The 22290-nt window shown below is 72.5% G+C and carries 17 protein-coding genes and 1 pseudogene; 7 read left to right on the top strand and 11 right to left on the bottom strand.

Features of this window, described 5'->3' with window-relative positions:
* Positions 1-167: 167 nt before the first annotated feature.
* The 5 genes from OEIGOIKO_RS13585 (at position 168) to OEIGOIKO_RS13565 (ending at position 6070) form a co-directional block, all read left to right on the top strand.
* Entirely contained in the window at positions 168-3179 is a 3012-nt protein-coding gene (locus tag OEIGOIKO_RS13585) for a sensor histidine kinase (protein WP_246177329.1), read from the top strand.
* Positions 3176-3673: a roadblock/LC7 domain-containing protein gene (locus OEIGOIKO_RS13580; protein WP_125044989.1), complete on the top strand. Its 498-nt coding sequence runs from the start codon at positions 3176-3178 to the stop codon at positions 3671-3673. The genes OEIGOIKO_RS13585 and OEIGOIKO_RS13580 overlap by 4 nt, the downstream gene beginning before the upstream one ends.
* Entirely contained in the window at positions 3670-4071 is a 402-nt protein-coding gene (locus OEIGOIKO_RS13575; RefSeq protein ID WP_031001293.1) for a DUF742 domain-containing protein, read from the top strand. Before OEIGOIKO_RS13580 ends, OEIGOIKO_RS13575 begins: the two co-directional genes overlap by 4 nt.
* Positions 4072-4075: 4 nt before the next feature.
* Positions 4076-4741, top strand: a complete 666-nt coding sequence (locus tag OEIGOIKO_RS13570; RefSeq protein WP_174857156.1) for a GTP-binding protein — start codon at positions 4076-4078, stop codon at positions 4739-4741.
* A 72-nt stretch (positions 4742-4813) separates the two neighbouring features.
* The gene (locus OEIGOIKO_RS13565; RefSeq protein ID WP_125054270.1) at positions 4814-6070 is read left to right on the top strand and encodes a styrene monooxygenase/indole monooxygenase family protein; all 1257 of its coding nucleotides are present in this window, start codon (positions 4814-4816) and stop codon (positions 6068-6070) included.
* 58 nt (positions 6071-6128) lie between these two features.
* Here OEIGOIKO_RS13565 and OEIGOIKO_RS13560 read toward each other — a convergent pair whose 3' ends face one another.
* The 6 genes and pseudogenes from OEIGOIKO_RS13560 to OEIGOIKO_RS13535 all read right to left on the bottom strand — a co-directional run bounded on the left by OEIGOIKO_RS13560 (position 6129) and on the right by OEIGOIKO_RS13535 (position 12071).
* A complete protein-coding gene (locus OEIGOIKO_RS13560; protein ID WP_125054269.1) occupies positions 6129-6626 on the bottom strand; it encodes a hypothetical protein in 498 nt (165 codons plus the stop codon).
* 105 nt (positions 6627-6731) lie between these two features.
* Positions 6732-8138, bottom strand: coding sequence for a C40 family peptidase (locus tag OEIGOIKO_RS13555; RefSeq protein WP_125054268.1), 1407 nt, complete (start codon positions 8136-8138; stop codon positions 6732-6734).
* 191 nt (positions 8139-8329) lie between these two features.
* Positions 8330-9346, bottom strand: a pseudogene (locus OEIGOIKO_RS13550) (chitinase); the annotation flags it as partial.
* Positions 9347-9751: 405 nt separating this feature from the next.
* Complete coding sequence (locus OEIGOIKO_RS13545; protein WP_125054266.1) at positions 9752-10015, bottom strand: hypothetical protein; 264 nt, start codon at positions 10013-10015, stop codon at positions 9752-9754.
* Between the two features lie 136 nt (positions 10016-10151).
* Positions 10152-10892 carry a TetR/AcrR family transcriptional regulator gene (locus tag OEIGOIKO_RS13540; protein ID WP_125054265.1) on the bottom strand — a complete coding sequence of 247 codons (741 nt, stop codon included), beginning with the start codon at positions 10890-10892 and terminating at the stop codon, positions 10152-10154.
* Between the two features lie 231 nt (positions 10893-11123).
* Positions 11124-12071, bottom strand: a complete 948-nt coding sequence (locus OEIGOIKO_RS13535; RefSeq protein WP_125054264.1) for an AurF N-oxygenase family protein — start codon at positions 12069-12071, stop codon at positions 11124-11126.
* A 171-nt stretch (positions 12072-12242) separates the two neighbouring features.
* On the opposite strand from OEIGOIKO_RS13535, the gene OEIGOIKO_RS13530 reads away from it, so the two are divergent.
* Positions 12243-13361 carry a ferritin-like domain-containing protein gene (locus tag OEIGOIKO_RS13530; RefSeq protein WP_125054263.1) on the top strand — a complete coding sequence of 373 codons (1119 nt, stop codon included), beginning with the start codon at positions 12243-12245 and terminating at the stop codon, positions 13359-13361.
* A gap of 84 nt (positions 13362-13445) precedes the next feature.
* On the opposite strand, the gene OEIGOIKO_RS13525 is transcribed toward OEIGOIKO_RS13530, so the two are convergent.
* The 4 genes from OEIGOIKO_RS13525 to OEIGOIKO_RS13510 form a co-directional block, all read right to left on the bottom strand.
* Complete coding sequence (locus OEIGOIKO_RS13525; protein ID WP_371858916.1) at positions 13446-14300, bottom strand: ABC transporter ATP-binding protein; 855 nt, start codon at positions 14298-14300, stop codon at positions 13446-13448.
* Positions 14301-14386: 86 nt separating this feature from the next.
* The gene (locus tag OEIGOIKO_RS13520) at positions 14387-14821 is read right to left on the bottom strand and encodes an HD domain-containing protein (protein WP_176602595.1); all 435 of its coding nucleotides are present in this window, start codon (positions 14819-14821) and stop codon (positions 14387-14389) included.
* A 184-nt stretch (positions 14822-15005) separates the two neighbouring features.
* On the bottom strand, positions 15006-16460 hold the full coding sequence (locus OEIGOIKO_RS13515; protein WP_125054261.1) for a penicillin-binding transpeptidase domain-containing protein: 1455 nt from the start codon (positions 16458-16460) through the stop codon (positions 15006-15008).
* Complete coding sequence (locus tag OEIGOIKO_RS13510; RefSeq protein WP_125054260.1) at positions 16457-18061, bottom strand: FtsW/RodA/SpoVE family cell cycle protein; 1605 nt, start codon at positions 18059-18061, stop codon at positions 16457-16459. Before OEIGOIKO_RS13510 ends, OEIGOIKO_RS13515 begins: the two co-directional genes overlap by 4 nt.
* Positions 18062-19042: 981 nt before the next feature.
* On the opposite strand from OEIGOIKO_RS13510, the gene OEIGOIKO_RS13505 reads away from it, so the two are divergent.
* The gene (locus OEIGOIKO_RS13505; protein WP_206504065.1) at positions 19043-20281 is read left to right on the top strand and encodes a cytochrome P450; all 1239 of its coding nucleotides are present in this window, start codon (positions 19043-19045) and stop codon (positions 20279-20281) included.
* A gap of 344 nt (positions 20282-20625) precedes the next feature.
* On the opposite strand, the gene OEIGOIKO_RS13500 is transcribed toward OEIGOIKO_RS13505, so the two are convergent.
* Entirely contained in the window at positions 20626-21858 is a 1233-nt protein-coding gene (locus OEIGOIKO_RS13500) for a cytochrome P450 (protein WP_125054259.1), read from the bottom strand.
* Between the last annotated feature and the right edge of the window lie 432 nt (positions 21859-22290).

Genomic DNA, 22290 nt, shown 5'->3' with positions numbered 1-22290 from the left:
CGGCGCCGGGCGCGGGTCCGAGCGTGCCGCCGGGGACCGGTGTGCCTGCGGGAGCCAGTGTGCCTCCTGAGGCAGGCATGCTTCCGGGCACCGGTGCGCCTTCCGGAACTGGTGTGCCTCTCGGGACCGGCGTGCCTTCTGGGACCGGTATGTCTCCGGGTACCGGTGTGCCAGCCGGGGCGGCCACGACGCCTCCCGCTGCCGACGCCGTGACCGGAGCGGCCGTCCCCCCGCGCGCGCCCGAGAACACCCCCAAGAGCACCCCGAAGAAGGCCCCGGCGACCCCTGCCCCTGTTCCTGCCCCCGCCCCGGCCGGCCGCCGCGCGCGCGTGCGCAACCGGCTCGTCGGCGCCGTGGCCGTCGCCGCGCTCGCCGTCCTCGGGGCCGGCGCGCCCGCCGTCGTCTCCGCCCTGGACGACGTCCACGACTCCCAGCAGCTCGTCGACCTGGCCGGCCTGAACGCGCACGCGGTCACCCTCGCGCACTCCCTCGCCGACGAGCGCGACGCGATGACCGAGTACGTCGCCGGCGGACGCTCCGCCAAGAACGGCGGCGCCGGGCTCCCGGAGGCCCAGCGGGCCCGGGTGGACCGGCAGATCACCGAACTGCGGGCCGCGTCCCACGGCGCCGCCGGTGCCACCGAGACGTACCGGGCGGCCGACAAGCTCCTCGCCGCGCTGCCGCAGACCCGCCAGAAGGCGCTCTCCGGGCCGGGCCAGGTCACCGAGACCTTCGACGCCTACACGGCCGCCGTCCAGGCGCTCGGCGCGCTCTCCGACGCCATCGCCCGCGGCCTGCCCGCCCGCGCGAGCGACGTCGCCCCGGACGTACGGGCCCTGCCGCAGCTCGGCCGCGCCACCGACCAGGCCGCCGCGGCCCGCGCCCTGCTCGTCCCGGCCCTCGCCGCCGGCGGCCCGCAGGCCCGGCTGACCGCCGCCGCACAGCAGGCGTACGTACGGGAACAGGCCGCGCTGTCGGCCTTCAAGCAGTCCGCGAGCACCAAGGCCCGGGACGCCTACGACCGCACCGTCAACGGCGGCGACGTCAACACCGCCGACAGCTACCTCGCCCAGCTCACCGACCAGCCCCGCCTGGACGCCGACGACCAGCGGCTGAGCAGCGCGCGCGTGAAGACCGCGCTCACCGCCCGGATCGGCCTGATGCGCGGCGTCGAGGCGTCGATGGCCACCGCCGACATCGACCGGCTGGGCGCGCTGCGCGACGACGACGTGACGGCGATGGAGATCCGTATCGCCCTGGTCGGCGTCTGCCTGCTGCTGGCGGTCGGCGCGAGCATCTCCGCGTGGCGCTCGGTGACCCGGCCGCTCGCGGCGCTGCGGCTGGGCGCCGGGCGGGTGGCGGCCGACCCGGCGGGCGAGCCGCCGGTCACCTTCAAGGGCCGCAACGACGAGTTCGCCGACGCCGTACGGTCCGTCAACGCCCTGCACGCCCAGGTGGGCGAGGCCACCCGCCGGGCCGCCGAACTGGAGGGCGAACGCGCCCGGCTGGTCGGCGGGCGCAAGCGGCTGGCCGCCGAGCGCGAGGCGCTCCAGGAGGAGCGGGAGTCGCTGCGCCAGGAGGTCGCGGACCTCACCGCCCGGATGGCGGCCCTGCGCACCGGTGTGCACGGCCGGTTCGTCAACCTCGCGCTGCGCACCCTGAACCTCGTCGAGCGCCAGCTGACCGTCATCGAGTCGCTGGAGCAGAAGGAGCAGGACCCGGACCGCCTGGAAACCCTCTTCAAGCTGGACCACTTCGCCGCCCGGATGCGGCGCAACAGCGAGAACCTGCTGGTCCTGGCCGGTACGGAGCACAGCGCCGGGCAGCCGGGGCCGGTGCCGCTGCTGGACGTGCTGCGCGCCTCGATCAGCGAGATCGAGCGGTACGAGCGGGTGCGCGTCCAGTCGCTGCCGCCGCACGCCCAGGTCGCCGGGTTCGCCGCCGACGACATCAGCCACCTCGTCGCGGAACTCCTGGAGAACGCCACCGCGTTCTCCCCGCCGGACGCCCATGTCGAGCTGTCTGGCTGGCTGCTGGAGAGCGGCGAGGTGATGCTCTCCGTGCAGGACGAGGGCATAGGGATGACCGCGGACCGGCTGGCGGAGCTGAACGACCGCCTCGCGGACGGGTCCGGGAGCGACGACAGTCTGGACACGGCGGACGAGACCCTCGGCCTGGGCCTGTACGTCGTCGTACGGCTCGCCGCCCGCCACGGTGTGCGCGTGCAACTGCGCGACCAGAAGCAGGGCGGGATCACGGCCGTCGTCGTGCTGCCCGCCGCCATCCTGCCCACCCGCCCCGCGCCGGGCTCCGTGGCGCCCCCGCTGCCCGGCGAGGCCGTCCAGAACCTGCCCGGCTCGGTCGCCGAGGCCAACTCCAACACGCTCCAGACGCGGCTGCCGCGCCTGGAGCAGGGCGGGATGGACACCGGGCGGCCGCCCGCCGAGACGGACACGCACGCGGGTACGAACGCGGACGACCCCCTGGTCGAGGCGGCGGAACGCGCGGTGGAGGCGGCGGCGCCCGAGACACCGGCCGGCACCGGTGCGCCGGCCGGTCCCGACGCGCCCGCAGACACCGGCGTGCCCACCACCGGCCCCGGGGTGCCCGCAGACCCCGCGTCCGGTGACGGTGGTGGCGGCCCCGTGGCCGGCGACGCCCCGGCCGCCGGAACGAGCCCGTACGGCCCGCAGTCGCCCGGCCCGTACGCCAAGGAGACCGCGGAGCACGACCGGCCCGCGGAAACGGCACCCCAGGCACCCGGCGCGACACCTTCCGGCACCGCCGCCCCGGCCTCGGCCACGACCGGCGGTCCCGGCACGGCCGGCCCGTACGCCACCGGAACCGGCGAGCCCGCCGGGCCCGGTGCCGCACCCGCCGGGGACGAGAGCGCCGACGCGCCGCGTTGGACCCGGGTGACCGACCAGGGCCTGCCCAAGCGCACACCGCGCATCGTGGCGCAGAAGCCGCCCGCCGTCCCCCGTACGGGCAACGCGGCGGCCACCGCCGAGTCGCTGCGGGCCCGGCTCGGCGGCTTCCAGCGGGGGGCGCGGGACGGCCGGCGCGACGTCGAGGCCGAGATCGCGGAACGTACAGCGGAGCAGACCATCCCACAGACGGACACCGACGGAGCGGGGGCCCCGGGACAGAGCCATGTTGTCGAGGAGGCACGCGATTGAAGGCGCAAGCGCCGGCTGCTTACGGACTGAGCAGTGAGGCACGGAATCTGCACTGGTTGCTGACCAACCTGGTCGACGAGGTACCGGGCATCCGCTCGGTGGCCGTGGTCTCCTCCGACGGGCTGCTGCTGCTCTCCTCCGACCCGGGAGCGGCCGCCGCGGCCCTCCCGGCCGGGCAGCCGGGTGCCCCGGCGGGGCCCCGCGGGTCCAGCGCGGACCTGGCGACCATCGTCTCCGGGCTGGGCAGCCTCACCACGGGCGCCGCCCGGCTGATGGACGGCGGAACGGTCAAGCAGACCATGGTCGCGATGGAGGAGGGCAGCCTCTTCGTCATGTCGGTCAGCGACGGCTCGCTGCTCGGGGTGCACGCCACGCCGGACTGCGACATGAGCGTCATCGCCTACCACATGGCGCTGTTCGTCGGCCGGGCCGGCCACGTCCTGACCCCCGAACTCCGCAGCGAGCTGCGCAAGTCGATGGAGAGCGCCCAGTGAGCACCCCGCCCCAGCTCCCCGTACGCGGCGGGGACAAGAAACCCGCGCGCGTGCGCCCGTACTCGCTGACCGGCGGGCGCACCCGCTTCGGCCACGTCCTGCTCGTGGAGACGTTCGTGGCGGCGCTGGACGCTCCCGAGGAGCGGCGGGAGCTGACGTCCGGCGGCTGGGGCGACCGGGTGATGCCGGAGATGCGGGCGATCGTGGAGCTGTGCCGCCGGATGCGTTCGGTGGCGGAGATCTCCGCGCTGCTCAAGATGCCGCTGGGCGTGGTCCGCGTCCTGCTCAGCGACCTCGCCGACCAAGGAAAGATCCGCGTCTACGGCACCGGGCACGGCACCGGCCGGCCGGACCGCGCGCTGCTCGAAAGGGTGTTGGGTGGACTTCGCAGGCTCTGACACGATGACGGCCGGTACGGCCGGGGTGGCCGGAGCGCCGCGTGGATCCACCGGGGCCGGGGCGCCCGCCGTCGCCGTCGACGACGAGGCGGGGCTGCAGAGCTGGCAGACGGATCGTTCCCGCGCCCCCATCGCGACCAAGATAGTGGTGGCGGGCGGCTTCGGCGTGGGCAAGACGACGTTCGTGGGCTCGGTCTCGGAGATCACTCCCTTGCAGACCGAGGCGGTGATGACGCAGGCCAGCGAGGGCACCGACGACCTGTCCGCCACCCCGCACAAGACCACCACCACGGTCGCGATGGACTTCGGGCGGATCACCCTCGACTCCGACCTGGTGCTGTACCTGTTCGGTACGCCGGGGCAGCAGCGGTTCTGGTTCATGTGGGACGACCTGGTACGCGGCGCGATCGGCGCCGTGGTGATGGCCGACACCCGCCGGCTGGACGACTGCTTCCCCGCGCTGGACTACTTCGAGAGCTGCGGCCTGCCGTACATCGTCGCGGTCAACCACTTCGAGGGGACGGCCGCGTACGCCGTCGAGGACGTGCGCGAGGCGCTGACCGTACCGCCGCACGTGCCCGTCGTGATCATGGACGCGCGCCGGCGGATCACGGTCGTCGAGTCGCTGCTCGCGCTCGTCGCCCACGCCCTCGAAGCCACTCCCGAATAACCCCCGAGCCCCTGCGCCGCCCGCGCACACCCCTGTACCGCCGCCCCCCGTACCTGGGAAGAGAGCACCACCATGCGGAAGATACTCATCGTCGGAGCCGGCCAGTCCGGTCTCCAGCTCGCCCTCGGGCTGCAGGCCCAGGGCTATGAGGTCACCCTCATGTCCAACCGCACCGCGGACGAGATCCGCTCCGGCCGGGTCATGTCCACGCAGTGCATGTTCCACACCGCCCTCCAGCACGAGCGGGACCTGGCGCTGAACTTCTGGGAGAGCCAGGCCCCGCGCATCGAGGGCCTCGGCGTCTCGGTGGCGGCGCCCGGGAGCCACGCGGAGCCCGGCGGCACCCAGCGCGCCGTCGACTGGGTCGGCAAGCTGGACGGCTACGCCCAGTCCGTCGACCAGCGCCTGAAGATGGCCGGCTGGATGGAGACCTTCGCGCAGCGCGGCGGACAGCTGGTCATCCACGGCGCCGCCGTCTCCGACCTCGACTTCTTCGCGAGCCGCTACGACCTGACGCTGGTCTCCGCCGGCAAGGGCGAACTGGTGTCGATGTTCGGCCGGGACGCCTCCCGTTCGCCGTACGACGCCCCGCAGCGCGCGCTGTCCGTCGCGTACGTGCACGGCCTGGCCCCCCGCCCCGAGCACCCCGACTTCGACGCGGTGCGCTGCAACCTCGTACCGGGCGTCGGCGAGCTGTTCATCATGCCGACGCTGACCAACTCCGGCCGTGCCGACATCCTCTTCTGGGAGGGCATACCCGGCGGCCCGCTGGACGCCTTCGCGGGCATGCGGGACCCCGACGAGCACCTGGCGACGACCCTGGAGCTCATGGAGCGCTTCACCCCCTGGGAGTACGCGCGCGCCACGAAGGTCGAGCTGACCGACGCCAACGGCACCCTGGCCGGGCGGTACGCCCCGACCGTGCGCAACCCCGTCGGCCGGCTCCCCTCCGGCGGCCTGGTCCTCGGTGTCGCGGACGTCGTCGTCGCCAACGACCCGATCACCGGCCAGGGCTCCAACTCGGCGTCCAAGTGCGCCGCTTCCTACCTGGCCTCGATCATCGAGCACGGTGACCGCCCCTTCGACGCGGAGTGGATGCAGACCACGTTCGACCGCTACTGGCGGACCGCCCAGCACGTCACGAAGTGGACCAACGCGATGCTCGCCCCGCCGCCCGAGCACGTACTGAACCTGATCGGCGCGGCAGGCCAACTCCAGCCGGTGGCCGACCGCTTCGCGAACGGGTTCAACGACCCGGCGGACTTCGAGAACTTCTTCTACGAGCCGGAGAAGACGGAGGCGTACCTGGCTTCGGTGGCGGGGGCCTGACGGTTCCCTGGCCGGCGCCGGGCTGTCCGGGTGCGGCCGGGTACGAGGCCGGCCGCTCTCACGCGAGAGTTCTGAGCGCTCTGCGGAGCGCGTAGGACGCGAGTGCGGCCGGCGGGACGGCGGTGACGGCCACGAGGAGCCACTGCTGGGCGTAGTGCGTGGCCATGGTGGGGGTTCTGCTGAAGGAGATCATCGGCTTCCACGTGTAGTAGGCCAGGACCATGATCACCTGGGAGAGCGTCGCCCGGCTCGCAGCGTGCACGGCGGTGGGGGCGGTGACGCCGAGCACGAAGACGATCACCGCGTACGGGAGGTAGCCGGAGGCCAGGCGGGAAGCGGCGTCGACGGTCCTTCCGTCGCCGTCGCCGGCGATGGCGATGTAGGCGGACAGGGCGCCTGCGGCGGTGCCGGTGACGAGGGTGGTGACGGTACGGGGCAGTGCCCGTGCCCGCAGGAACGCGGCGCCGGGCCTGGTGGGAGCGGGTGCGGGGCCGGTTACGGGGGCGGAGGCATCGGCGGGGCCGGCGCCCGGGGGAGCTGTGGGATGCGAAGCCATGAGGCCAGTTCACGGCGGGAATGTGCGCGCACGGTGCGCTGTGGATGACCGATTGGTTGCAAAGGCGTAGGCATTGCGCGACCGGTGCCGACCGGTGCCGACTGGTCAGGCCGGTCTCGCCGCCGAGCCGTAGCCCGTGTCGGCGCCCGCCGTCGCGTCGTCCGGCAGGGGCGGCGGGACGTAGGCGCGCAGGGACGGCGCGCCCTGGTCCGGGCGGACGGCGCCCAGCAGGGGGTTCGACGCGACGGGGGAGACCTTGACCCGGGCGCCGGGCCGGGGCGCCTGGACCACCATGCCGTCGCCCAGGTACATCGCGACATGCGTGGCGCCGGGGAAGTAGATCACCAGGTCGCCGGGGCGCAGCGCCCGCAGCGGCACGTGCGGCAGCCGGCGCCACTGCTCCTGGCTGGTGCGCGGGACGGGCCGCCCGGCGTGCGACCACGCCTGCGACGTCAGGCCGGAGCAGTCGAAGGAACCGGGCCCCTGCGCTCCCCAGACGTACGGCTTGCCGACCTGCCGGAGGCCGTACCGCACGGCCCGGTCGCCGCTCGCCGACGGTGCCCGGGACCCGCTCAGCTCGCCGGAGGACACCAGGCCGCGCTGGGCCTCGTCCGTACCCTGCTGCTCCATCCTTCCCAGTTCGGCGAGCTGGTCCTCGGAGAGCGTGGAGAGCAGTTCCTCGACCTCCTTGAGGCGGCCCTCGACCGCGTCCCGCTGCTTCCGGCGCCGCTCGGTGAGCACCTGCTGCTCGTCCAGCGCGGCGCGTGACGCCTTCGCCAGCTCGTCCGCCCGCTTCTCGTTGCCGGTGAGCCGGGCGACGGTGGCGGCCTGGCTGCCGGCCGCCTCCTTGAAGAGATGGCCCTCCTCCAGTACCTCCCGCGGGTCGGCGGAGAGCAGCATCCGCAGGTATGTGGAGAGCCCGGCGGCGGCGCCGCCCTGGTACTGCTGGCGGGCGAGCCGCCCCGCGTCGGCCTGCCCGTCGGCGAGCCGGGTACGGGCGCGGGCCAGCCGGACGTTGAGGTCCTGCGACTCCTTGCGCTGGGCTTTCAGGTCCTCCTCGGTGGCGTTGTACGCCTCGGTGGCCTGCTCGGTCCGCCGGTAGAGGTCCTGGAGCCGGGTCAGCAGGCGGCGGAGGGAGGGGTCCTCGCCGGCGCCGGGGCCGGGGCCGGGGCCGGAGCCGGAGCCGGGGCCGGATGCGGTGCCGGTGTCGGAGTCGGTTACTTCGGTGCCGTTCGGCGCAACGGGTGCGTCCGGTCCGGCGACTCCGTCCGGTCCGGCAACTCCGTCCGGTGCGTCCGGTCCGTCCGGCAGCTCCAGCGCTCCGGTCGCGGCCGGGTCCGGCTCCGGTACGGCGTGCACGGGCGCGGCGGGCAGGGCCAGGGCGACCGCGCCCACCAGCGCCGTCGCGCAGACCGACCGTACGAGCCGGGACGGCCCCGACCGCCCCGGCCCGGTCCGGAGCGGCCTGAACCGCCCCGACGCGCACTGCCCCGACGTGCACCCCTGCGACACGAACCCACCTCCGACGGACAGCTGCGGCTCCGGCGGACCCGCGGTCCGCCGCCCGGTTCGTTCGGATCGTGCCACGGTGGTCGTATCTTCGCCGTGGCGATGGGGCCACCGGAGCGGTACGGTCACCCGATCGGCGGCCGGGGGCGTGTCCCGGCGCCGGACGGCGGCCCGGACGTGCTGCTGAGGGGTGGTCAGCTCCCGTAGTAACGGTCGAAGTTCTTCTGGAACTCCCAGTTGCCGAACCGGTCCCAGTTGACGGACCAGGTCATCAGTCCGCGCATGCCGGGCCAGCGGCCGTGTGTCCGGTAGCTGCCGCAGTCGGTGCCCCGGGTGAGGCAGTTGAGGGCCTTGGTGACCTCGCCGGTCGGGGTGTGCCCGTTGCCCGCGTACGGGGAGGCGGGCAGACCGATGGCCACCTGGGACGGCTTGAGCGCCGGGAAGACGTTGTTCTGGTTGCCGGCGACCGGGAAGCCGGTCAGCAGCATGTCGGTCATCGCGATGTGGAAGTCCGCGCTGCCCATGAAGTGGTACTGGTTGTCCAGGCCCATGATCGGGCCGGAGTTGTAGTCCTGTACGTGCAGCAGGGTCAGGTCGTCGCGCAGCGCGTGGATGACGGGCAGGTACGCGCCGGCGCGCGGGTCCTGGCCGCCCCAGGGCCCCGAACCGTAGAACTGGTAGCCGAGCTGGACGAAGAACGTCTCCGGCGCCATGGTGAGGGTGAACCCGGCGCCGTACTTGGCCTTGAGGGTCTTGACCGCCGAGATCAGGTTGACGATCGCGGGGGTCTTCGGGTTCTTGAAGTCGGTGTCGCCGGTGGCCAGTGAGAGGGAGTGGCCCTCGAAGTCGATGTCCAGGCCGTCCAGCCCGTAGCGGTCGATGATCGCGCCGACCGACTGGACGAACCGGTCGCGGGCGGCGGTGGTGGTGAGCTGCACCTGCCCGTTCTGCCCGCCGATCGAGATCTGCACCTTCTTGCCCGCGGCCTGCTTGGCCTTGACCGCGGCCTTGAACTCGGCCTCGGTCTCCACGCCGGGACACTCGGACTTCGGGCAGAGCGCGAAGCGGATGTCGCCGGAGGTGACGGAGGTCGGCTCGCCGAAGGCGAGGTTGATCACGTCCCAGCTGTCCGGGACATCGGCCAGGCGGGTGTATCCGGAGCCGTTGGCGAAGCTCGCGTGGAGATAGCCGACGAGGGCGTGCTCGGGGAGGGCCTGGGTGCGGGCGGCCGGTGCGGCGGGAGCGGCCGCGGCGGGCGGCGGGCCGGCCTGGGCGGGGGTGACGAACAGGGCCGTGGCGCCGAGGAGGCCGGCGGCCGCGGCGGCCAGGGTTGAGGCCAGTGGTCTTCCGGACAGGCCGGGTCTGTGACTGCGGGTACGGCTGCGGCGCATGGGGGGCTCCTTGTCGACGGCGGTACGGAGGGGCGTACGCGGGTGCCGAAGGGGGTGGAGGGGCCGCCCCTGCGGGGTGGGGCCTTGCCAGGGAGGCGCAGGCGCGGCTCCCCCTGGGCAGGCAGCAAACAGGACTAGACCAGTACTGTCAATGGTCCGGACCAAGTAGGGTGACGGGCGGCCGGGGTTACCGAGCCGTACGGCCGGTGCGCGCCCGCCGTGCGGTCAACGCCGCTTCGTCCACGGCCACTTCGGGCCGCCCGGTGGCCGGCCCGCCGGGTCGTACTCGTACTTCCAGCCCCTGGGCAGGCCCAGCCGCCCCACCCGGCCCGGCGCGCGCCGGTACAGATGCACCGTCGGCGGGCGGCCGTCGTCGTTCGGTACCGGAATCTCGTACGTCTTCGGCGGCTGGCCCGTCGCGCCGACGAGGACCGGCAGCACCCGCCCGTCCAGCGGGCCGCCGACGAACGGGGTGTTCTCGCTTCTCACCCCACCAGTCTCACATCGATGGACAGCCCGGTGAAAGCGCAGGTCAGGCCAGCCCGAGCGGAAACGCGCCCGAGGCGCCCCGGTTCACGGGAGACCCGAGCGGCCCCGGTTCGCAGGGGCCCCGAGCGGCCCCGGTTCAGAGGAGATGGGCCGCGTCGGCCACGATCGGCAGGATCCGCCGGGCCAGCTCGCCGACCGGGCCCTCGGCGGTCTCCATCGCCAGCGCCGACCGCGCCACCCGCCCGGCCTGCTCGTCGGTGGCCGCCGTCGCGGTCAGCAGTGCGACGAAGTGGTCGACGAGCCAGTCCCGCAGCTCGTCCAGCGGCGGCCGCTTGTCCTCGTCCAGCCAGATCAGGGAGGCGGCCTCGACGGCCGTGATCCACGTACGGACCGCCATCCGCAGCCGGGGCGAGGGGGACGCGGCGCCGAGGTGGTGCAGGATCTGCTCGGCGGCGGTGCGCCGCACCTCGTCGACGATCGCGGACGTACGGGCCGTCTCGACGACGCTGCCGCCCTGGAGGAGGGCGCTGAACCCCGCGTCGTGCTCGTCGACGAACGCCAGGTACCGGTCGAGCGCCCGGCCGAGGCGCTGGGTCAGCGGACCGTCCTCCGGCTCGTCGAAGCAGCCCTCCAGGATGTCGGCCGCGCTGCGCAGGGCGGCCTCGTACAACTGCTGCTTGCCGCCGGGGAAGTAGCGGTAGACCAGCGGCCGGGACACCTGCGCGGCGGCCGCCACGTCGTCCAGCGACACGTCTTCGGGAGCGCGCTGGGCGAACAGGCCCAGGGCGGCGGTCAGGAGCTGGGAGCGGCGCTGCTCGACGCTGAGCCTGCGGTAGGCGGGTCGGGGTACTGCTGGGGCGGTGCCGCTGCCGTTCATCCCAGCAGCGTAACCGGCCTGCGGGGAAAGCGCCGGGGCGGGTGCGGGGGGCCTTGGCGCGTTCGTGCGCACGGCCCGCGCCGCGCCGGTGCGCCCTGGAACCGCGTCGGTGCGCACCGGGACCTGGCTGTGCCGGTGCGCACCGAGCCCCGGGTCGTGCCGGTGCGCTGCCGGGCCGGGCCGGCAGCGGTGCCGGGCGTTCCGGCCCGAGTTGCCGCCGCACCCCGGCGGTTACGCCAGCAGCCCCGAGCTCTTCCAGAGCTTGCGGCCCACGCCGCGCAGGACGCCGATGTCGTCGAGGAACTCCGTCAGCCGGCCGGCGCCGGACTGCATCACCTCGCGGCGGTGACCGCTGGCCTTCACCTGCGCGACCGCCTCCCGCCGGTCCAGCCCGACGTTCGTGTAGACCTGCGGGTTGACGAAGGCGATGGAGAAGACGCGGGCCGCCTCGCCGCAGCTGACGCGGGTCAGTTCCTGCTCCCAGCGCGGCGCGGTGACCATCTGGCGGCGCAGTTCCTCGCGCGCGTACCGGACGTGGCGGGCCTCCTCGACGACGTGGATGCGGGTGACGCCGCGCACGATCGTCTGGACCCGCTCGTCCGGGAAGGTCAGCCGCTGCATCCAGTCCAGGATCTCCTCGCCGAGCAGCGTGCAGGCGAACGAACCGGGCGTCGTGGAGACGGTCTTGAGGATGCGCGCGAGGTTGTGGTTGAGGCGGGAGACGGGGTACGCGGGCGCCTCGCCCTTCTGGATCATGCGCGCGAACATCTTCGAATGCCGGCACTCGTCGGCTATCTCGGTCAGGGCGTAGCGGACGTGCGCGCTGGTGACGGACTTGTCGTAGATGTGCCGTACCAGCAGCTGCATCAGGATGATCTCGAACCAGATGCCCAGCGAGGCCAGGGAGGCGGCCTCGTGCCGGGACAGCTCCATCCGCTGCTCCTCGGACATCTTCTTCCACAGCGGGGTGTCGTAGAGGGACACCAGCTCCGGCGGCCAGAACCACTTGCCCTCTTCCAGGGGCGCGTCCCAGTCGAGTTCGGTGTCCGGGTCGAAGGAGTGCTTGGCGGAGGAGTCGAGCAGTCGTTCCGCCACCTGCTCGCGGTCCTTGAGCAGCCCGAGGGCGTCCCGGAGGACTTCCGGCTCCGTCACGGTCGTCGCTGTCGTCACGGTTGTCATGGCTGTGGCTACCTCGCTCGTGGGTTACCCGCGGTCACCGTCTTATGAGACTGCTTGTCAGCAAGCCCGTCAATCCCCTGCGCGCGAATTGTTGACCCGCCGGTAAGTCCGTGTGAGCCTGCCAACGACCGTCACCGGTACGGGGGTCGGAAGCGAAGCGAGGAGGCGCGAGTGTCGAGCCGCGAGCTGTACACGCAGGACCCGGGCGCGTACCTGTGGACCGTGCCGGCGGGCAGTCCGGCCCGTTTCAGCTGGGAGTACGACGACGGCCGGGAGCGGCTGCTGGCCCTCTACCAGAAGGGCAAGGACAAGCAGTGGGACGCGAACCTGCGCATCGACTGGGCGCAGGAGGTGGACCCGTACGACCCGCTCGGCACCCCGGACGAATCGGTTTCCCTGTACGGCACGCCGTACTGGGACAGGATGTCGGACAAGGAACGCGGCGAACTGCGGCAGCACTACGCGGCCTGGCAGTTCAGCCAGTTCCTGCACGGCGAGCAGGGTGCGATGGTCTGCGCCGCGCGGATCGTGGAGACCGTCCCCGACCTCGACGCGAAGTTCTACTCCGCGACCCAGACCATGGACGAGGCACGGCACGCCGAGATCTACAGCCGCTTCCTCAAGGACAAGATCGGGATGCTCTACCCGGTCAACGACAACCTCCAGGCGCTCCTGGGCGACACCCTCAGGGACTCCCGCTGGGACATGCCCTACCTCGGGATGCAGGTACTGATCGAGGGCCTCGCGCTGGCCGCCTTCGGCATGATCCGCGACACCACCACCCAGCCGCTGCCCAAGCAGATCCTGACCTACGTCATGCAGGACGAGGCCCGGCACGTCGCCTTCGGGCGGCTGGCGCTGCGCGACTACTACAAACAGCTCTCCGACGCCGAACTGCGCGAACGCGAGGAATTCGTCATCGAGGGCTGCTACCTGATGCGCGACCGGCTGCGCGGCCTGGAGGTCCTGGAGAACTTCGGCGTCCCCCACCAGGAAGCCGCCGACATCACCGAGAACTCCGAATTCCTCCACCTGTTCCGCAAACTGCTCTTCAGCCGCATCGTCCCGTGCGTGAAGGACATCGGCCTGTGGGGCGAACGCCTCCAGCGCGCCTACGTGGACATGGGCGTCTTCGACCTCGGGAACTCCAACCTGGACCAGCTGATGGCCCAGGACGAGGAACTGGCCGAACAGCTCGACGCGGAGCGCTTCGCGGAGGAGGAGCGCGCACGGGTCGGTGAGGTGGCGGAGGCGATCGCGCTGGGGGAGGAGGACGGGGACACGGCCTGAGAGCGCGGCCCGGACTCGTACCGCCTTGACAGCGCGGCCCGGCCGCGTACCGCGCCGCGCTGTCAAGGCTGCTCAGTTGGACGGTCAGCGACGTCCCGAGCGCGCCAGCCACCGGCCGTCGTGGCAGGTCACCTCGACGGGCCGGCCGAAGCACGCCGTCATACGCTCGCCGGTGAGGACGTCCGCCACCGGGCCCTGCGCCTGCACGCGGCCTTCGCGCAGCAGCAGCGCGTGGCCGATGGCGGGGGAGAGCTCCTCCAGGTGATGGGTGACGGTGACCGTCGACAGACCGGGGCGGCCTTCGGCCAGGCGGTGCATGGTGTCGATCAGATCCTCCCGGGACGGCAGGTCGAGCGCGTTGAACGGCTCGTCCAGGAGGAGCAGCGACGGCTCGGCCATCAGCGCACGGGCGATGAGGAGACGGGCCCGCTGGCCGCCGGAACACACACCGTACGGCCGGTCCGCCAGCTCCTTGCAGTCCAGCTCGGCCAGCAGTTCGTGAGCGCGCTCGCGGGTGGCGTCGTCGTACTTTCCCCAGAGCGGCTGCACGGTGCCGGTCGCGCCGGTGAGGACGACTGTATGGCCGGTGGCGTCCTGGGGTACCTTCTGCGCGCTGGAGACCAGGCCGATCGCGGCGCGCAGTTCGCGTACGTCGACGGTGCCGAGGCGGTGGCCGAGCACCTCGACCGTGCCGGTCGTGGGGAACATCAGCGCGCCGACCAGCCGCAGGACGGTGGTCTTGCCCGCGCCGTTGGCGCCCAGCAGGGCCCAGTGCTCACCGGTGCGTACGGTCCAGTCGATGCTGTCGAGGATGACCTGCCCGGTGGTGAGACGGCGGACGCTCGCGTCGTGGAGGGCCGCGATCACCCGGCTGCCGGGGGCCGAAGGGACTGAGGGGGTCGGAGGGGCGGTGGGGTCCGAGGGCTCCGAGGTCGTCATGGCGGGCAGGTTAGCTGTATGGGGCAGCTTTGTGAGAGTGGTGTCCGGGGTGTGGACCGTGTGGGCCGTGGAGCGCCGGCGGTGCCCTAGGCCAGCCCCAGCAGGCCCCGGACCCGGCGGTACTTCACGGTCAGCCGCTCCCGCGTCGCCGCGTCCAGCACCGCGAGCCGCACCGGGTCCGCGTTGTGCGCCAGGTCCGCTTCCTTGATCAGCAGCGCGCCCGGGGTGGCCAGGATGCGCGCCGTGTACGCCTCGACCGGCTCGCCCGGGCGCTTGGTCACCGCGCGGACCATCGCCTTGGTGCGCGCCGTCAGCGCGGCGCCGGCCAGCCACGCGGGGGTGAGCGCGCCGTCCTCGACGGCGTCGTGCAGCCAGGCCGCGGCGATCTGCTCGGCGTTGCCGCCGCGCGCCCGTACACCTTCGGCGACCGCCGCGAGATGCTCCGCGTACGGGCGGCCGGCCTTGTCCGTCTGCCCCTCGTGGGCCCGGCGGGCCAGCGCCTCGACCTCGGTGAGGGTCAGGAGTGCCCGGTCCCGGTCTCCGGCCTGATGTCCGGGGCCCGGTCGTCCCGTACGTCCCGGTCGTCCCGTACGTTCCGGTCGTCCCGTACGTTCCGGCCGTCCCGTACGTTCGTCTCCCGGCTGCCCCAGCCGACCCGGCTGTCCCATGCGTCCCCCTGCGCATCGCGGTTTATTTCCCCTTACGTCACCGTAGCGCGGCCCGCATCACCGCGCGGGCGATCGGCGCCGCGCTGCCGCCGCCGCTGATGTCCGCGCGGTCGGCGGCGGCGTCCTCGACGACCACCGCCACGGCCACCGCCGGGTCGGCCGCGCCGTCCTTCTTCGCCCAGGAGACGAACCAGGCGTACGGCGTGCCCTTGTTGTCCACCCCGTGCTGGGCGGTGCCGGTCTTGCCGCCGACGGTGGCGCCGTCGATCGCGGCACCGGTGCCGGTACCCCGCGTGACCACGCCGGTCATCATCTCCTGGAGGTGCCGCGCGGTGCCGCGGCTCATGGCCCGGTGCAGGGTCTTCGGCCGGGTGGCGGAGACCGTGTCGCCGTGCGCGTCGATCACCTTGTCCACCAGATAGGGGGCCCGGACCTCGCCGTCGTCGGCCACCGCCGCGGCGACCATCGCCATCTGGAGCGGAGTGGCCGTGGTGTCGTACTGGCCGATGGACGAGAGGGCCACCTGCGCGTCGTTCATGTCGGTGTCGAAGACGCTGCGGGCCGCGGTGGAGGGGATCTTCAGGTCCGCGTCGTTGAAGCCGAACTTCTCCGCGGCCTCCGCCATGCCGTCCAGGCCGACGTCCACGCCCAGGCGGGCGAAGACGGTGTTGCAGGAGACCTCGAAGGCGTGCCGCAGCGACGCGTTCGCGCAGTCGCCCGCCTCGTTGGTGAGCCGGGTGGACGTCCCCGGAAGGGTGTACGGGCTCGGAGTGTCGGTGGCCGCGTCGATGTCGGTGACCTTCCGGTGGTCCAGCGCCGCCGCGGCCGTGACGACCTTGAAGGTGGAGCCCGGCGGGTACGTCTGCTTCAGGGCTCGGTTGATCATCGGGTGGCCGCCGCTCCGGTTGAGCCGGTTCCAGGTGTCGGTCACGGACCGCTCGGTGCCGGACAGCTCGTTCGGGTCGTACGACGGCGTGCTGACCAGCGCGAGGATCTTGCCGGTGCGCGGCTGCACGGCGGCCACCGCGCCCTTTTTGCCGCCCAGCCCCTCGAACGCGGCCTGCTGCACCGCCGCGTCGACCGTGCTGACCACGTCGCCGCCCGGCTGCTGCGCGCGGCTGATGTCGTTCCACAGCGGGACCGGCGCGAGCTGCGGATCGGTGCCGGACAGCACGTCGTCCTCGGCGTTCTCCAGCAGCGAGGTGCCGTAGATCTGGGAGGCGTAGCCGGTGACGGGCGCGTAGAGCGGCCCCTCGGCGTACGTCCGCTCGTACCGCAGTGTGCCGCCGCTGTCGCGCGAGCCGGTCACCGGCTCGCCGTCGACGAGGATGTCACCGCGCGGCTGGCTGTAACGGGCCAGCGCGCCGCGCCGGTTGGCGGAGTTGTCGTCGTAGCGCCCGGCCTCGAAGACCTGGACGCGGACGGCGTTCAGGAGCAGCGCCACGAGCAGGATCAGGCAGAAGACGCTGGCGCGGCGGATGTAGCGGTTCACCGGCGGCTGCCCTGGTCGTCGTGGTCGTCGTGGTCGTCGGGGACGCCGGGGGCGTCGGGGGCGCTCCGGTCGTGGCGGGCGTCGGCGGTGTCGCGGCCGGCAGAGGTGTCGCCGGGGCTGCCACTGTCTCCGCCCCCACCGCCTCCGCCTCCGTATCCGTATCCGTATCCGTATCTGTACGGGAGGTCGTCCTCCTCGTACGGCGGGGCGGAGGCGCCGGACCGGGCGCCGCCGGGGCCCGCCGCCGCGACCACCCCGGTCTCCGCGGCGCCCGGGAGCGGTCGGCGGGCGCTGTCGCTGACCCGGACGAGCAGCGCGACGATGACCCAGTTGGTGACGACGGACGAGCCGCCCTGGGCGAGGAACGGCATCGCCATGCCGGTCAGCGGGATCAGCCCCATCACGCCGCCCGCGATGACGAAGACCTGGACGGCCAGGAGGGAGGCGAGGCCCACGGCCAGCAGCCGGCCGAACGGGTCGCGCAGCGCGAGGCCGGCCCGGAAGCCGCGGGCCACCAGGAGCGCGTAGAGGAGGAAGAGGGCCGTGAGGCCGGTCAGGCCCAGTTCCTCGCCGTAGGTGGCCAGGATGAAGTCGGACTTCATGGCGAAGCCGATGAGGGCGGAGTGGCCCTCGCCCAGGCCGGTGCCGAGCAGGCCGCCGGCGGCGAAGGCGAACAGCGACTGGGCGAGCTGGCTCGCGCCCCGGCCCGTCGAGATGCTCGCGAACGGGTGCAGCCAGTCCGCGACCCGGCTGTGCACATGCGGTTCGAGGACGCCGACGGCGGCGGCACCGGCGGCGGCGAGCAGCAGGCCCACCGCGATCCAGCCGGTGCGGCCGGTGGCCACGTACAGCAGGACGACGAAGACGCCGAAGAAGAGCAGCGAGGTGCCCAGGTCGCGTTCGAGGACCAGGACGCCGACGCTGACCAGCCAGACGGCGACGACCGGGCCGAGCACCCGGCCGGCGGGGAACTGGAGCTTCCACATCCGCTTGCCGGTGTGGGCGAGGGCGTTGCGGTTGGCCGCCAGGTACGCGGCGAAGAAGACGGTGATGAGGATCTTCGCGAACTCGCCGGGCTGGAAGGAGAAGCCCGCCACCCGGATCCAGATCTTGGCCCCGTTCACGGCCGGGAAGAAGATCGGGACGACCATCAGGGCCAGACCGGCGGCGACCGACACATAGGCGTAGCGCTGGAGAGTGCGGTGGTCCCGCAGCAGCAGGACGACGGCGGCGAACAGGCCGACACCTAGTGCGGACCAGACGAGCTGGGTGGGCGACGCCCGGTCGGCGGGCGTCTCCAGGTCGAGGCGGAAGATCAGCAGCAGCCCGAGCCCGTTCAGCAGGATGGCGATGGGGAGCAGCAGGGGATCGGCGTAGGGGGCGCGGAACCGGACGGCGAGGTGGCCCAGGAGGGCCAGGGCGGCCAGGCCCGCCCCGTAGCTCGCGGCGTCGCCCGGGACGGCGTTCTGCCGGGCGAGCCCGACATCGATGTACCCGCAGACGCTGATCAGGACGGCGCCGGCGAGGAGGGCCAGTTCGGTGCCCCGGCGTCCGGGCATCCTCAGGCCCGGTGGGGGAGCGTCCGCCGTGGGTGCGGTCATGACAGGCAACGTAGCAAGCGTTGGGGCATATGTCCTTTATGTCGGGTTCGGTGGGATGGGCGTGGTGCGGTGTGGCGTGGCGTGGGGGTGTGGGGGTGTGGGGGAGCGTGTGCGGGGTGGGGTGGGGTGAGGCGGGATGAGGTGGGGGCGGGGTGGGGGTGGCGGTCGGCGGGTGGAGGCGAGGCGGGTGCGTCGGAGCCGCGCGTACGGTCGTGTGCCGGGGCCGCGTGTACGGCCGCGCGCCGGAGTCGTGCGTCGGAGCAGTGTGCGGCCGTGTGCCGGAGCCGTGTGCCGGAGCAGTGTGTGCGGCCGGGTGCAAGGGGCGTGCGGGTACGGTCGCCCGGTGAACGGGTCACGCGCCGCGCCGGCCCGCGAGGGCTGTCGGGCACGATGCCGGGTCCGGGCGGGCATGGTTGCCGCGGCCGTACGGCGCTGGGCGGGCCTGGTCGGTCCGGTGGTGTCCGGCCGTATCCCTGGCCGGGCGGGGCGGACGCGCGGAACGGTGCGTGGGTTGCCTCGTTCGCCCGTGACGGAAACGGTGGGCCGCGCACCCCGCGTACGGTTGGCTTTCGTCCATGACGCCCGGTAGCTCCACAGCCTCGGCGGTGCGTCGCGGCGCGGCTGCCTACTGGCCCGCGAGCAGGGCCGGTTCGCGCGGACCGGGTCGCGCCGCGGCCGTCTCCGGGGAAGCCCCTAGGGGGCGAACAGGGGTTGTTCCGTGATTGCGCGCAATGGCAGTTTGTAAACTCGCCCTCAAGACCACGCGCACACATATGTACAAGGCTGAGCTCGTCACGCTGGATGCGGCCGACCGGTCCATGGCGCACGTCACATCCGCGAACGCCGAGCGGATGTCCCGGCGTTCGGCAGCCCTTACCGGGGCCCGCCGAGGGCGGGTGACCGTCCCCCTCGACGAAAGGCAGTATTAGCGTCATGACGACTCTCCGTTCCCGGATCATCGCCTGGGCCGGCCGTATGTATATGGCACGGACACGGAAGAAGGGCTTCGACCTGTCTCGGATGTCTTTCTTGCCCGAGTCTGTGTTGATGCCGCTGCGGCGGGACGGGCTGGACCCGGTGGGCGAGCTGGCGACGGTGCGGGAGAAGGAGCCCATCAGCAAGCTGCCGGTGCCGATCGCCGCCAATGTGTGGCTGGTCACCGGCTACGACGAGGTCAAGGCCGTCCTGGGCAAGGGCAACGCCTTCAGCTCCGACTTCACCAACCTCATCGGACAGGCCGGCGCCAGCACCGACCAGAACCCCGGCGGCCTCGGTTTCGCCGACCCGCCGGTGCACACCCGGCTGCGTCGGCTGCTGACGCCCGAATTCACCATGCGCCGCCTCAACCGGCTCACGCCCCGTATCCACGAGATCGTGGAGGAGCGGCTGGACGCCATGGAGAAGGCCGGCGCCGCCGGCGACCCGGTCGACCTGGTCGAGATGTTCGCCCTGCCCATTCCCTCACTGGTCATTTGTGAACTCCTCGGAGTTCCGTACGAGGACCGCGCGGACTTCGAGCGGCTGAGCGCCGCCCGCTTCGACCTTTTCAGCGGCGCCAACGCCTCCTTCGGCGCCATATCGGAATCACTCTCGTATTTCCGTGAGGTGGTGAAGAAGCAGCGGCAGAATCCGGGCGACGGCCTGCTCGGCATGATCGTCAAGGAGCACGGTGACTCGGTCAGCGACGAGGAGCTGGCGGGCCTGGCCGACGGCGTGCTGACCGGCGGCTTCGAGACGACCGCGAGCATGCTCGCGCTGGGCGCCCTGGTGCTCCTCCAGGACGACTCGCACTTCGCGGCCCTCAAGGACGGCGACGAGGCGGCCGACCGCTACGTGGAAGAGCTGCTGCGCTACCTCACGGTCGTGCAGGTGGCCTTCCCCCGGTTCGCGCGCGAGGACCTGGAGATCGCCGGTGTGCAGATCGCCAAGGGCGACGTGGTGCTGTGCTCGCTGAGCGGCGCTGACCGGGACGGCAAGCTGGGCCCCGACATGGAGCGCTTCGACCCGTCCCGCAACGTGCCCTCGCACCTCGCCTTCGGCTACGGCATCCACCGCTGCGTCGGCGCCGAGCTGGCCAAGATGGAGCTGCGCGCCGCCTACCCCGCGCTGGTGCGGCGCTTCCCCGCCATGCGGCTCGCGGTGCGGCCCGAGGAGCTGGCGTTCCGCAAGCTGTCGATCGTGTACGGGATCGAGTCGCTGCCGGTCCGCGTCGACGGCTGAGCCGGAATTTTCCCGTCGTACGCGCTTCAACCGCTTTACGTGTTTCGTCGGCTCTACGTGTTTCGCCGGCGCTGTGCGCTGCACCGGCGCTATGCGCTGCGCCGGTCCGGGTCGGGAGGGCGGAATTTCGCCCTCCCGGCGCACGCAAGGCCTCGATAATCGATTATTTGCAATAATCGATTATCCGCCCGCGCTCGCGCCTGGCCGAAAAGGACGAGGGGTCGGCCAGCGCAATCGTTTCTTTCCGCTTTCCGGAAAGACGGAGGCGTGCCACCCGCAGATTACGGATTCGCGCCGCCCGCGGACTCATCGCGGCCCTGCCCTCACTCCGCCTCCCCCTGCACTCACTCCGGCCGCAGGGTCACCGGCAGGCTGGTGATGCCGCTCAGGAGGTTGGAGTAGTTGCGGCGGGTGTCGCCGCGCAGTTCCACCGAGGCGACGAGCTCGCGCAGGCCGGTCAGCATGGCGGCGATCTCCGCCCGGCCGAGGTAGGCGCCGAGGCAGAAGTGCGGGCCGTACCCGAAGGACAGGTGCTTGTTGGGGGTGCGGCCGAGCAGGAACCGCTCCGGGGCGTCGAAGACCTCCTCGTCCATGTTGGCCGAGTCGCTCCACAGCGTGACGACGTCCCCGGCCCTGATCACCTGCCCCTGCCCGCCGACCGGGACGTCCTCCATGGCCGTACGGCCGAAGTGCAGCGCGGGCGTCGTCCAGCGCAGGATCTCGTCGACGGCGGTGGCGATGTCCGCCTCGCCGCTCTTCAGGGCCCGCCACTGGGCCGGGTGTTCGACGAGGGCGAGTACCCCGCCGGTCATCGACATCCGGCTCGTCTCGTCACCGCCGATGATCAGGCTGTAGCAGTTGACCACGATCTCGTCCATGGTCAGCGGCCGGCCCTCGATGAGGCCGGTGGCCAGCACGCTGACCGCGTCGTCGCCCGGGTTCCTGCGCCGCTCCTCGGCCAGCGTGCCGAAGTACGCCAGGATGTCGTTGCGCGCCTGCCAGGCCGCGACGGGCGACTGGGCGGCGCCGTCGTTCCCGAGTGCCGTCGCGGTCAGTTCCAGCACCTTCGCGCGGTCCGCCTCGGGCACGCCCATCAGGTCGCAGATCGCGGTGAGCGGGATGTCCGCCGCGACGTCCCGGGCGAAGTCGCACTCCTCGCGGGCCACCGCGTCGCGGAGCAGCTCACGGGTGGACTGCCGGATGTGGTCCACCACGCCTTCCAGCGCGCGTGGCGAGAACGCCTTGAGCAGGATCTTGCGGATGTCGGCGTGCCGCGGCCCGTCCGTCACCGCGGCCATCATGCCCGCGGCGGAATCCCCGCCCATCAGCAGCGTGGTGAGGACATTGCCCTTCTCGGACGTGAACCGCTTGTCGTCCCGGTAGATTTCGGAGACGTCCGCGTGCCGGGAAACGACCCAGAACCCCGGCGCACCGCCGACGGAAGGGTGCCAGTAGAACGGCTGCGTCCGCCGCAGATGGCGCCAGACCTCGCTCAGGTCGTACTCGGCGTGGGTACGCGGGTCCGTCAGATCCAGCGTCGCTATGTCCGCAGGGCTCAGCATGATGCGGCTGGGCATGGATTCACCTGCTCCTTAGGCTCCTCGGCCGGAGTCGCCCAGGCGGCCGCTCCGCATTCGCACAGTAGCAACTCGCCACGTGGCGGCGGAGGTCGGTCGTGGCCGGAGTTCATGGACACACACCCCGATGCCGGACTCCGCCTTCGGTCTCTGCCGTCGGTCTCTGCCTTCGGTCTCCGTCGTCGGACTCCGCCGTCGGTCTACGTCGTCGGAATGCTCCGTCGGTCTCCGCCGTCGGACTCCTCCGTCGGTCTCCGCTGCCCGACTTTGTTTCCCCGCATCATGGCCGACCGGCCGGTGCGGTAATCGCCGCGCCGCATTCCCGCACCTTTTCCGGCGCCTCGTTCTCCGTCAACTGCCCATGTCCTGTACGACATCTCGACGTCCCCTCCGTGGTGTGCGCCCCGCACCGGAAGCCGGGCTCCACGACGA

The organism is Streptomyces paromomycinus, assembly GCF_003865155.1.
GTDB classification, from domain to species: domain Bacteria; phylum Actinomycetota; class Actinomycetes; order Streptomycetales; family Streptomycetaceae; genus Streptomyces; species Streptomyces chrestomyceticus.
Note: the sequence above shows the minus strand (reverse complement) of the source record. Positions and strands in the feature narration are given on the sequence as shown.